This window comes from Gottfriedia sp. NPDC058432 (assembly GCF_042721555.1).
Lineage (GTDB): Bacteria > Bacillota > Bacilli > Bacillales > Bacillaceae_G > Gottfriedia.
The window spans coordinates 196,754-209,584 of record NZ_JBHXLC010000006.1; the positions used below are offsets into that span (position 1 = coordinate 196,754).

The window sequence follows — 12,831 nt, forward strand, 5'->3', positions numbered from 1 at the left end:
TTTAAACTTCCATTCACTGTTGTGAATCTGAGGATTCATGGATGGCTAACGCATGCAAATCAAATTTTAATTTAACAGAGCCTACTAAAAAAGAAAAAAGATGGTGAATAACCATCTTTTAAGTTTGTAGACACAGCTCTATATGGAGTATAACCATCATTTTATTGAAACTTTTTTAATTCTCTAAAAGTAGGAATTGCTTGTTTTAGCGCATGTAAAACAGCTGCACCAGTAAATGTTATAAAAGAAATAAATTCAGCTAATCCATATTCAACTTTCGATATTGGTACAATTAATGGCATTATGCCTAAGCATAGAAAAGTAGCACCAAATGCAAGCCATTTAAATTTTACAAGATCTGGATTCTGTTTATCATTTGATTCTTGTAAGGAAATAAAGAAATCTACAAAAAAATAAAAAAAGGAACTAATTGCAACTGCAATTACTATGTTATCCTGCGGATTGAAACACCAGATCATAAAGTAAGCAATAATAAAAATAGCAAATAAAAAATGCGGAGTTAAGAATACCGCCCATAATGCATCGTTTTTTAAAACTTTTTGTGAATTCTCCATCAAAAACCCTCCTTATTTTATTTTTTATAATATCAAAACAAATAAATAAAAAGTGGCTTATGCTGAATACTTAATATTTTATATATAATATTAATCTGTGTGTCTTCTAGTATAAAGAAATTTACATAGAAGTAATAGAATGCGAATTTTTTATAAATCAGATACAGTATTTTTACATAACTACCTTTTGACATGACTGTTTAATTAGAATAGAACGGTTAATTCGGATCTACACTAAATTTTATTTCTTTAACCTTCTTTGAAAATGTTGATTTATAAACTAGTTCATATTGATCGGATTTAGAAATTAATCGTTTCCCCAGTTTTATAAATCTTATCTGTGATGACAGTTATTCCCCGGTTTTTGGTGTTCATTTACTTGGTTATACAGTATTAAATTGAGTTTTTTAAGTCTAGGATTTTTACTTCTAGATATATCTTAATTTATACACCTAACGTATGCGTTTGTTGTATAACGAATATGCTGATTTGCAGACTTTTTTATTTTACTAACGGATTTTTATCTACAAAAAACCAACGTAATTTTTGAATTGATATTATAGTTCTTAACGAGGTGATTTTTATTAAATCATGATCATTAGGAGGAAGACAGAGTGTCAAATGAAATTAAGAGTTACATTGACTATCAAATGGTAAAAATTCCAGGGGGAAATATAGAATTAAGAGACGATAGAATAAAAAGTAAATGGAAAACTGAAATAAGACCATTTCTTCTTGCCCAGTATCCTGTAACTATGGGTATATATAATACTATTACAAATACATCACTTAATACTTTTGTCAGAGATCTAAAACCAGTTGTGAATGTTTCTTGGAATGATGCAATTTCTTTTTGTAATCTACTTTCACAGAAAGCAGGACTGAAAGAGTGTTATTCAATAAGTAATGATGGTGAAAACATATTTTGTGATTGGGAATCAGATGGCTATAGACTTCCTACAGAAGCAGAGTGGCAATATGGGTGTAAAGCAGGGACGACGGGTTATAGATACGGTGAACTTGATAAAATTGCCTGGTATAATGAAAATTCTGGAGATAAAATACATGAAGTAGGAAGAAAGGAAGCGAATGCATGGGGTCTGTATGATATGTTAGGAAATGTTTGGGAGTGGTGTTGGGATTTATATGATGAACAGGTCTATGGGTCATATCGAATTTTTCGAGGTGGTAGCTGGGCAGAGGTAGCAAGAGGTTGTGGCGCTTCATGTCGTCGTCGTAGCCATCCGTCATTTTGCATAGACGACCTTGGATTCCGTCTTGCACGGTCTTTTTAATTTCCTGAAAGGATGGGGACAGTTATTAGTCAATGCTTAAACGTTCTTATGCAACTGATATGAACGAAACTGTCAAACCACCAAACCAAAAAGGTTTTAATTTAGGGATTTTTCATTTTTTAGACAGACTTAAATTAAGACTACCAACCTAGAATTTTAAAATTAGATTTTCTAAGTCTGTGAATGACAACTCTATAATAGTAGATTTTTTTGTATTATGTCTTAAAAGCTTGGCACGAAGGCAAATAAATTAACGGAAATGTGAGTTCTTGTTCAACTAAAGCAATGCGATACTTCAATAGAAGGTCGCTTTTTAATTGAACTAAAAAGCAAATTATTGAAAGAAATGAATTAAGAATCTTTTGAACTACTTTAGTTTGATTTGTTACAATTACTGGAGGAACATTAGGAAGAGGTAATATTAATGATAAAATTTATGTATATTTTTTGCTTGATTGTATGGGGACTTAATTTTATTGCTGTAAAAATTCAAGGAACTCCAGTAAGCTTAGAATTATCCTTAACTTTTCGACTAGTTATGACAGCCTTTTTATTTTTAGTTCTTGTTTTGTTCATTCGACCAAAGGGGAGACCAACAACTAAAGATCTCCCGTTTGTAATGGCATTTGGTATATGTAACTTTGCATTAAGCTATCTGTGTCTTTATTACGCTACAATTTTGAGTTCTGCAGCAATCGTAACATTGGTATTTTCTTTAAAAGTGATTTTAACGCCGATTGCTCTCCGGATTTTTTTAAAAGAAAAATTACATTCGAGAGTTCTAATTGGAGGTATTCTTGGTGTAGTGGGAGTGTGTATTCTAATTTATCCGACAATGGAAAATTTTCAAGGGTTCCATGACATAAAAGGAATTATTTTCGCTTTCCTAGGTACTCTCCTAACAGCAGTTGGTGACGCATGCTCGGCAAGAAATGCAAATCGCAAGGTTGATCCCATTTATGCAAATGCAATTGGATTTACAGTGGGCAGTATATTGATGGGAGCAATAATATTGTTTCAAGGGAAAGAATTTATTTTTCCAACATCTTTTACGTACTTATCTGCGTTGTTATATTTAACGTTGGTTGCTTCTTTTGCTGCATGGTTATTCTATTTGAAGCTAGTAGAAAAAATTGGAGGAGCTCAAAGTGGCTATATGGTCGCCCTTTTCCCCGCAATTGGTGGAGTGGCCTCTGTTTTAATCGGTGAGTCTGATCCATCAGTGTATTTGATTGCTGGTTGCTTTTTTTGCTGTATTGGCGCCGCGATTGCATTAGGTTTTGGAACGAGAAATCAGAATATGAAATTGCCTATACAGGGTTAACTAAGGCTTTTCTTGTGTAACTAATGTATTGCTTTAGTTATATGACTGTGGAAAAGACTTCCAACAAGTTAGGCGAATAACTAATACGATACATAATAATTTTTATATAATAAAGTACAGTTACTTTTTTCTTTTTTACCAATATCACCTATTTTTTAGGGAAACTCTTTATCCTGTGAGTTTCTCTTTTTTGTCAGTCTAAACATAACAATGTTAATAGATAAAAATAGCCTGTATCGAAAATTACTTGGTATTTGAAGATACAGGCTTTTAATTTAAACGATTAATTGTTGTTACATATATTAGTTGATTACAAGAAGAAGAGCTTGATCTCATATTAAAAAAGCGAGAAGGCTTAAGAAATGTAGTCAATGTCAATGCATGCAATTCAGTAGTCGGTGAATCTAGGTCTACTCAATTATCATGTTAAGAAAGATTATGCTGCATTTGTTTGTTTACCGGAATCAAGTGATTTAATATAAGCTTGCGCTTTTTGTTTATCGAATTGACCTTCTGATTTAGAAATAACAACTACCGCAAGCGAGTTACCTACGACATTTACTGCTGTTCTCGCCATATCTAAAAGACGGTCAATACCTGCGATAAACGCTAATCCTTCTACCGGAATTCCAACTGTACCGAGCGTAGCCAACAATACAACAAACGACACTCCCGGAACCCCTGCAATTCCTTTAGATGTTACTATCAATACAAGTACTAATGAGATTTGGTCGCTAATCGATAAATCAATTCCATACATTTGCGCAATAAAAATGGCCGCTAATGCTTGATATAATGTAGAACCATCTAAGTTGAAAGAATATCCTGTTGGGATAACGAACGATGTGATTCCTTTAGGGCAACCAAATTTCTCCATTTTATTCATAATACGAGGTAAAACAGTCTCAGAACTAGCCGTTGAATAAGCAAGGATCAGTTCATCTTTTAATAACTTAATAAAATGAATAATGTTAATGCCTGCCCATCTTGCAACAAGTCCTAAAACAACTAACACAAAGAAAATCATCGTTGAATAAACAAGAATTGTTAACTTACTTAATGGAATCAGTGATTGGACACCGAATTTTGATACCGTTATACCAATTAATGCAAATACACCAAATGGAGCAAACTTCATAATTAGATTTGTCACATAGAACATTGCTTCAGCTGTTCCCTCGAAAAACTTTATGACCGGTTTTCCTTTTTCACCGATCGCTGCCAAACCTAGTCCGAATAAAACAGAGAAGAAAATAATGGCTAACATGTTGCCTTCTGTCATTGCTGAAATGATATTTGGTGGAACGATATTGACGAAAGTTTCAGCAAAACCGTGGCTTTTCGTCATTTCGGTTGTTTGTATATAGCTTCCGATATCTGTTTTCTGTAATGATGACATATCAACGCCGCTACCGGGATGAAAGATATTTGCCGCTAGCAATCCAACAAGAATGGCAATAGTTGTGATGATTTCAAAATATAAAATCGTTTTACCACCGAGTTTACCAAGCTTTTTCATATTCCCAACGCCAGCAACACCGACAATTAAGCTTGAGACAACAATGGGAATAACAATCATTTTGATTAAACGAATAAAAATATCTCCAATCGGTTTAAGGAATCCTTCAATATTTGGATTTCCATAAAAGGCAGCTCCAACTGCGATACCTAAAATGAGACCAATTACAATCTGCCAAGCTAACCCAAGTTTTAGTTTTTTCATCCCATACACCCCTTCAAGTTTATTAAGAATATGAATGTAAGCGATTCCGCTCAAAATCATACCGAATCATACAAAAACCTACAAATAAAAAATAAAAAATAAATAATTTTCTCACAACTATTTCAATTTTCCAAAGGTTTGAGTAAAATGTTTAATGTTTGGAGGTGTGGAACTGAAGGAACGAATTTTAGCAGTTGTATTTTTGATGATTACCGTTCCGCTCGCTGGAGAGTTTAAATTCTATCCGTTCAATGATGCATTCCGTGTCAGCCTGGGGACACCGGCATTTTTCTTATTTTTGTTATTGGGAAGGGGCATTCACCCAAATATTGCAGGAATTTTGACTGGGACAAGTGTGTTTGTATTTCGATTTTTTTTGGCGGTCCTAATCAGTGACATACCGGTTGATGAGGCATTTTACAGTCATTTTCCAGTACTCTTTTATTACGTCGTGTTCGCTTTCATCTTTCATTTTACAAAGATGAATGAACAGCATAACAAGCCATTTATGATTGGATTACTAGGAATGGTCATAGAAATTGGTGCAAGTTTAGTTGAAATGGTGATTCGATACTCGATAGCGGATAAAATCATTGCATTTCACTCAATCGAACAGATTATCTTTATCTCGTTTATTCGAAGTTTTTTTGTACTTGGCTTTTTTAACATTTTTAAACTGAGAGAATCAAAATTGGCAGTGGAAGAGCAGCGTAGACAAAACGAGCAAATGCTGTTGTTCATTTCGAATTTGTATGAGGAATCGGTACAGCTTAAGAAAACAATGCAAAATGCGGAAGAAATCACCCGCATAAGTTATGATTTTTATCGTAGGTTGAAATCGGAAGTTTCTCATGTCCATTTTTCCCAAACCGCACTGCAAATTGCAAGTCTCGTGCATGAAGTAAAAAAAGATAATCAGCGAATTTATGCTGGACTATCACAGTTGATTTCTACTGAAAAGCTAGAGGACTACATGGGCATTGAGTTACTGAGTAACATTATCCTTGTTTCCAATAGACGGTATGCAGAGTTATTGAATAAACACATTTCGTTTTCTATGCACGTCGAAGGGGAACATCCGCCATATCATGTCTATAGGGTATTATCTTTGATCAATAACTTGATCGCAAATGCGGTGGAAGCCATTGAGCAAGAGGGACATGTATCGTTGTATGTGATTCGAAGAGACTGGATTGTAGAATTTCATGTCTGTGATAATGGACCAGGCATTGCACCGAAGTTGAAAGAAGTCATTTTTAAAGAGGGGTTTACATCTAAGTATGATGCTTCCGGCAATCCTTCTACAGGAATTGGACTTTCATATGTGAAACTAACCGTGGACAAGCTTGGCGGACATATTAAGCTAAAAGAAAGTCATAAAGAAACAGTATTTGTTATCGAGCTCCCGATTAATGCGATGATACAGAAAGGATAAATCAAATGAATTATTTTATAATTGACGATGATCCAGCTATTAGAGCGATGCTGATAGACTTGATTGAGGATGAGGATTTAGGCAAAGTGATGGGTGAAGCAGAAGACGGATCATTGGTAGACAATGACTTGCTTGCGCTCAAAAAAGTAGACGTAGTACTTATTGATTTACTGATGCCAAAGAGGGATGGAATTGAAACAATTCGTGTTCTTTCTTCTGAATTCAAGGGGAAATTCGTGATGATTTCGCAAGTAGAGGCAAAGGAGCTCATAGGGGAAGTATATAGTTTAGGAGCAGAATACTACATCACTAAGCCGTTAAACCGCATTGAAATCTCAGGAGTGTTAAAAAAGGTTAACGAACGGGTGATTCTGGAAAAATCAATTCGAGGCATACAAGAATCGTTAACTTTATTAAAAGGTCATCAGTCGCCACCATTCGGCTCTTCTCATACAAAAAACATAATCGAAGCCGGCCGTTCATTGATTTCGGATTTAGGGATTATCGGAGAAAGCGGAAGTGAAGACTTGATGAATATTTTAGAATTCCTGCAGGACCAAAAACAAAAGTTTGGATCCTTCTACATCTTTCCGTCTCTAAAAGAAATATTTTATGGATATGCCAAAAAATCGCTTGGAGAACAGGCTACCGAGGCGGAAATACAAAAAGAATCGAAAGCCTCCGAACAACGAGTTCGCAGAGCTATTTACCATGTGCTCATCCATATTGCCTCATTAGGATTAACAGATTACACGAATCCAAAATTCGAAGCGTATTCATCCACGTTTTTCGATTTTTCGGAAGTCCGAAAGAAAATGTTAGAGCTTGAAGGTAAAAGTGAAAAAAGCACTAATCAAAGCCGAATCAACATGAAAAAATTCATTCAATCGCTCTATTTAGAATCAAAGCAGTTGGTGGATTAGCCAATAAATTTGTTTCTTCAAATCAGGGATTGTAAAAGTGTTGTAGTCAGGTTGTAACAAGGGTAGGGATAATAAGCCCATGCTGTCTTTGCTTATTTAATTTTTGCAAGTTTTATATAAAGGAGAAATTTAGTAATAAAGGATCTGAATATAGTCGTTATGTACATTTTCTGAATATTTTTTTTTGTTGAAAAATGCTCTGTATAGTTACAAATCGTATGATAAGATAAAAATCGTTTAATTCTAACAATTAAATTTTTCCGGTTTTAGTTATCGGAATTTTCTATTTTTTACAAACAAATATGAAACTATTAAAAAATTAAAAAAGTAGCACAAGAATTTAGAGGAGGCTCATATGAATTTATTTCGAAAAAAATCAGTTTCAAGCAGTTCGCCTAGTTCACTTAAACAAGTTCTAGGGGCGTTTGATCTTACAATGTTAGGTATCGGTGCCATCATCGGTACAGGTATATTCGTTTTAACTGGTGTAGCAGCAGCTGATTACGCTGGTCCAGCACTTATTCTTTCATTTATTATTGCAGGTTTAGCTTGTACATTCGCTGCACTTTGTTACTCTGAATTTGCATCTATGATTCCAGAAGCTGGTAGTGCTTACACTTATAGTTATGTTGCTTTTGGTGAAGTCATTGCTTGGATATTAGGTTGGGATATGGTACTAGAGTATGGACTTGCATCTTCAGCAGTAGCAAGTGGATGGTCTGGCTATTTCCAAAGTTTATTACATGGTTTTGGACTAAACCTTCCAACAGCTTTAACTAGTGCATTTGATCCATCTAAACATACTTTTATTGATTTACCGGCAGTAATCATTGTTTTACTAGTAACGTTCATTCTTACTAGAGGTGTTAGAGAATCAGCAAAACTTAACACAATCATGGTAATTGTAAAATTAGCAGTAGTAGCACTTTTCATCGTAGTTGGTGTTTGGTATGTTCAACCGCATAACTGGACTCCATTTATGCCAATGGGATTCCATGGGGTAACAGCTGGTGCTGCAGTAGTAGTATTTGCTTACTTTGGATTTGATGCAGTATCAACTGCAGCTGAGGAAGTTAAAAACCCTCAACGTAACTTACCAATCGGTATTATTTCTGCATTAACAATTTGTACAATCTTATATATCGTTGTTTCCTTAATTCTTACGGGTATCGTGCCGTTCGATCAACTTGGTGTTAAAGATCCTGTTGCTTTTGCACTAGCATTTATTCACCAAGATTGGGCAGCTGGTTTCATTTCTCTAGGCGCAATCATCGGTATTACAACTGTATTAATCGTAATGATGTTTGGACAAACTCGTCTATTCTATGCAATCAGTAAAGACGGTTTATTACCAGGTAAATTATCAAAAGTTAACAAGAAAACTGCAGTTCCTGTAACAAGTACTTGGGTAACTGGCGGACTAGTTGCTTTATTCGCTGGCTTAATTCCATTAAACAAATTAGCTGAATTAACAAATATCGGTACCCTATTCGCTTTCTCTGCTGTTTCTCTTGGTATTCTAGTATTAAGAAAAACTCGCCCAGACTTAAAGCGCGGATTCAAAACTCCTTGGGTACCTGTAGTACCAGTATTAGCTGTTGTATTCTGTGTATATTTAATGCTACAACTTTCAGCATTTACTTGGAAGGGATTCTTGGTTTGGTTAGTAATCGGTTTAGTAATTTATGTTACTTACGGTTATAAAAACAGTAAATTAAATCAGAGTAACAGTACTGAAGCACCACAAATAAAAATGTATAAATAAAAATTGGGCTATCCCTTAAGTTAGGAGAACTGACTTTTGGGAAGGCCTTTTAAATACAAAAAATCACCTATTACTAAGTGGATTGCACATACTCCCTATGCAAGTTCTTTCCTTCATAACAAAATAAAACTGTTTTCCCTTCAAATTAGTTCCAATATGTATTGGTCGTCCCCATAGCTGATAAATCATAGACATTTTCCCAAATCGTATCATTGATTTTGTTTTCCTTGACTTGTTTTGGAACAGGTACATATGTTCTTGTATGATCAGTTCTTTCGAAGATTTGAGTATTTGGTAATATTATTTTTCGGAAAGAACGCCACCGAACTATGAACATAAACAAATTACAGATGTAACCGATGAAATTGTTAACTATTCTTTTCAATTTGACTCTGTTCAATAATTTTTAGAAGATTGGTATCTGCATGTATTGTCTTCCAATCGACTTTTTATTAGCTGAGTAATCAATAACTAATTACAATATGCACCCTACCTCATAATAATCAATTACTTTTCGATTGCACATAAATTGCACATACTTATTAGAAACAATAGAAATATAAGATTAACAATGAATAAAATTTCATCGACCGTTTGATTTACTGGAATTAATTGAACTAAAATATTCATAGATACTGAATTATACTCGTACTCTGTAATTGACAGGGTAGGGGTCGCTGGTTCAAGTCCAGTTGGGATTATACCTAAACCTCTTGTATAGCAAGAGGTTTTTTAATTGTATTAATGGAGAAGCAGCTAAATGGGGCAGAAAACAATTTTTGAATCATAAAAAAACGTAAAAGAAAATGTGTATTTACCTAAATGACAATTTAGTTCAATAAGGACATTTTGAATTTGGAATGTCCTATAAACTGGAATAGAAGCACTTGGCGTGAATCCAAATGCAATTAAAGCAAAGGATGAATTTAGAATCGATTTTCGTTCATTTGATGTAAAAGATAATGAAATGACATCTTAATCAATGCAGATTTAGTTGTGATATTATGTGGTCATGCGAATGAGGTGTATTCCAAAGAATTCGTGACCAAATTGGACTTCGTATAAAACAGTTTGCAGAAACTGGAGAAAAAAGAACCTTCTAATATGGTCTTATCCCTGTCAAGTAGACACTTAAATAAAAGGTACACCATTTAAGCTGCCTTAGCCCTATATTCTAAAGGGCTAAGGTTATTTATTTTTTTCTGAAAACGTTTATTGTTATAAAACTTAATATATTTTTTCACTGCCATTTTTACCTCTTGCGAATTCTCAAAATGATAAAGGTAAAAACATTCGGTTTTAAAGTGACTAAAAAAGCTTTCCATACAAGCGTTATCTAAGCAATTTCCTTTTCTAGACATACTTCCCTTAATATCGTATTTATTTAAAAGTTGGTTATATCTCATTGAAGTGTACTGGAACCCTTGATCACTATGTAATATGAGACCTCTTACATCTCTATTTCTTATAGCTTCTTTTACAGTATCAGCTACTAATTTCAGGTCATTTCTTTCACTTATTTTATAAGCGACAATCTCATTATTATATAGGTCTAATATAGAAGATAAATAGATTCTCTTCCCATTAAAAAGTAAGTAGGTAATATCTGTTACCCATTTTTCATTTGGACGTTTAGCTGAAAATTCTCTATTTAAATAGTTACTTGAAAGGACAAATTTTTCTTTACGTCCAAAGTGTTTCCATTTCTTTTTTCGTATCTTAGCTTGTATTTTATTTGATTTCATCAAACGATATATTCTCTTATGATTCACTTTTAGTCCATACACTTTACTCAGCCAAGTTTTAACTCTTGGATAACCATAACTCCAATTAATATCTGAATCTTGTTGGCATTCAATAATTTTTTTCACGATTGATTGATCTTCTAAATCTTTTTTAGTAGGGCTACTCTGACGTGTTAACCATTTGTAGTACCCACTTTTTGAAACACCAGCTATCTTACATAAAATAACAACTGTAAATTGATTCTTAAGTTCATGAATTATACTGTATTCTATTGATTTTTCTTTTCCTGTATCATCCTCCTTTTCGCAGCTAAGAGCTTTTTTAAATAAGCATTCTCTGCTTCTAATCGGTTGATTTTTTCAGCCTCGCTTTCAGGTGATTTTTTAGGTCTTCCCTGTAGTGGACTATTTGATTTTCCTCTCTTTTCATCTAATCCTTGAAATCCTTCTCGATTGTAGTGGGATATCCAACGTTTCACTATTGATTTTGAAATTCCTAATTCATTGTCAATTGAAGTAGAACCCATATGATTATTTACATACATATCTATCGCTTTAAGCTTGAATTCTTTTGAATAAGTTTTTCTAATTTTCCCCATAAAAAAATCACCTCCAAAGTAAACAGTACAACCCTTTCTTTTTACTGTCTACTATGAGGGGATATTAACAAATATGAAGGTTCTTTTTTGGTTCTTGTTTATTGGCATATATTTCAAACAAATACAAATGGCTGGAGATATTTGTCCAAACTCTTTTATAACTTGTCCATAAATTAATAAAGAATATGAAAGGAGGGATAGAGATTTGGGTAAAGAAAAACGATGCAAGAAATGTGATCATAAAGATTGTAAATGTAAAGATCATGATCATAAACATAAATGTCCTGATTGTGGGCGCAAAAATTGCAATTGCGTAGAACAAAACGTAAACGTTAGTGTTAATGTAGAAAATGCTACCGGTACTGCTGTTACTGGTGTAATTGGCTCAACTGGACCAACTGGATTGACAGGAACGACAGGACCAACTGGATTGACAGGAGCGACGGGACAAACAGGAGTAACTGGAGCGACGGGACAAACAGGAGTAACTGGAGCGACGGGACAAACAGGAGTAACTGGAGCGACAGGACAAATAGGAGCAACTGGAGCGACAGGACAAATAGGAGCAACTGGAGCGACAGGACAAACCGGAGCAACTGGAGCAACTGGAGCAACTGGAGCAACTGGAGCAACTGGAGCAACTGGAGCGACCGGAGCAACTGGGGCGACCGGAGCAACTGGGGCAACCGGAGCAACTGGAGCAACTGGAGCAACTGGACCGACTGGGGCAACTGGGGCGACTGGAGCAACTGGAGCGACCGGAGCAACTGGAGCAACTGGACCGACTGGGGCAACTGGGGCGACTGGAGCGACCGGAGCAACTGGAGCGACCGGAGCAACTGGAGCGACCGGAGCAACTGGGGCAACCGGAGCAACCGGAGCAACTGGGGCGACTGGAGCAACTGGAGCGACCGGGGCGACCGGAGCAACTGGAGCGACCGGAGCAACTGGAGCGACCGGGGCAACTGGGGCGACCGGAGCAACTGGGGCAACCGGGGCAACCGGGGCAACTGGGGCAACTGGAGCGACCGGGGCAACTGGGGCAACTGGGGCAACTGGGGCAACCGGAGCAACTGGGGCAACTGGAGCGACCGGAGCAACTGGGGCAACTGGGGCAACCGGGGCAACTGGGGCAACCGGAGCAACTGGAGCGACAGGCCCTAGAGGATCGACTTCTGTCAACCTAATTTATGTAGCAAATGAGACAAGTAATGATGTTTCAGTGATAGATGGATTAACGAATACGGTGATTGCTACCGTTCCTGTTGGGGTTAACCCAGAGGGGGTAGGAGTCAATCCATTAATTAATCGTATATATATAGCAAATACTAGTGACAATGATGTCTCAGTTATAGATGGAGCAACGAATACAGTGATTGCTACTGTTCCAGTAGGTGTTACTCCAGTTGGAGTAGGGGTCAATCCATCTACTAACCTTATTTATGTC

The 12,831-nt window shown here is 35.7% G+C and carries 10 protein-coding genes; 6 read left to right on the plus strand and 4 right to left on the minus strand.

Annotation, left to right across the window (positions count from 1 at the left end; translation table 11 throughout):
- Positions 1-161: 161 nt before the first annotated feature.
- The gene (locus ACFWM3_RS08740) at positions 162-575 is read right to left on the minus strand and encodes a hypothetical protein (RefSeq protein ID WP_056473732.1); all 414 of its coding nucleotides are present in this window, start codon (positions 573-575) and stop codon (positions 162-164) included.
- A gap of 650 nt (positions 576-1,225) precedes the next feature.
- Here ACFWM3_RS08740 and ACFWM3_RS08745 point away from each other — a divergent pair.
- Together ACFWM3_RS08745 and ACFWM3_RS08750 are read left to right on the plus strand one after the other, a co-directional pair.
- Positions 1,226-1,870 carry a formylglycine-generating enzyme family protein gene (locus ACFWM3_RS08745; protein WP_390311091.1) on the plus strand — a complete coding sequence of 215 codons (645 nt, stop codon included), beginning with the start codon at positions 1,226-1,228 and terminating at the stop codon, positions 1,868-1,870.
- Positions 1,871-2,294: 424 nt separating this feature from the next.
- The gene (locus ACFWM3_RS08750; RefSeq protein WP_056473736.1) at positions 2,295-3,194 is read left to right on the plus strand and encodes a DMT family transporter; all 900 of its coding nucleotides are present in this window, start codon (positions 2,295-2,297) and stop codon (positions 3,192-3,194) included.
- A 436-nt stretch (positions 3,195-3,630) separates the two neighbouring features.
- Here the strand turns inward: ACFWM3_RS08750 and gltP are convergent, their stop codons facing one another.
- Positions 3,631-4,917 carry a glutamate/aspartate:proton symporter GltP gene (gene gltP, locus ACFWM3_RS08755; RefSeq protein WP_390311075.1) on the minus strand — a complete coding sequence of 429 codons (1,287 nt, stop codon included), beginning with the start codon at positions 4,915-4,917 and terminating at the stop codon, positions 3,631-3,633.
- Between the two features lie 166 nt (positions 4,918-5,083).
- On the opposite strand from gltP, the gene ACFWM3_RS08760 reads away from it, so the two are divergent.
- The 3 genes from ACFWM3_RS08760 (at position 5,084) to bcaP (ending at position 9,040) form a co-directional block, all read left to right on the plus strand.
- On the plus strand, positions 5,084-6,352 hold the full coding sequence (locus ACFWM3_RS08760; protein WP_390311076.1) for an ATP-binding protein: 1,269 nt from the start codon (positions 5,084-5,086) through the stop codon (positions 6,350-6,352).
- A gap of 5 nt (positions 6,353-6,357) precedes the next feature.
- Positions 6,358-7,275 carry a response regulator gene (locus ACFWM3_RS08765; protein WP_390311077.1) on the plus strand — a complete coding sequence of 306 codons (918 nt, stop codon included), beginning with the start codon at positions 6,358-6,360 and terminating at the stop codon, positions 7,273-7,275.
- Positions 7,276-7,630: 355 nt separating this feature from the next.
- Positions 7,631-9,040 carry a branched-chain amino acid transporter BcaP gene (gene bcaP, locus ACFWM3_RS08770; RefSeq protein ID WP_390311078.1) on the plus strand — a complete coding sequence of 470 codons (1,410 nt, stop codon included), beginning with the start codon at positions 7,631-7,633 and terminating at the stop codon, positions 9,038-9,040.
- Positions 9,041-10,191: 1,151 nt separating this feature from the next.
- Here the strand turns inward: bcaP and ACFWM3_RS08780 are convergent.
- Both ACFWM3_RS08780 and ACFWM3_RS08785 read right to left on the minus strand, forming a co-directional pair.
- Positions 10,192-11,133, minus strand: coding sequence for an IS3 family transposase (locus tag ACFWM3_RS08780; protein ID WP_390311092.1), 942 nt, complete (start codon positions 11,131-11,133; stop codon positions 10,192-10,194).
- Entirely contained in the window at positions 11,055-11,384 is a 330-nt protein-coding gene (locus ACFWM3_RS08785) for a helix-turn-helix domain-containing protein (RefSeq protein WP_390311079.1), read from the minus strand. The genes ACFWM3_RS08780 and ACFWM3_RS08785 overlap by 79 nt, the downstream gene beginning before the upstream one ends.
- A gap of 205 nt (positions 11,385-11,589) precedes the next feature.
- Between ACFWM3_RS08785 and ACFWM3_RS08790 the strand changes: the two genes are divergently transcribed.
- The coding region (locus tag ACFWM3_RS08790) for a YncE family protein (RefSeq protein WP_390311080.1) at positions 11,590-12,831 on the plus strand (1,242 nt) is incomplete at its 3' end.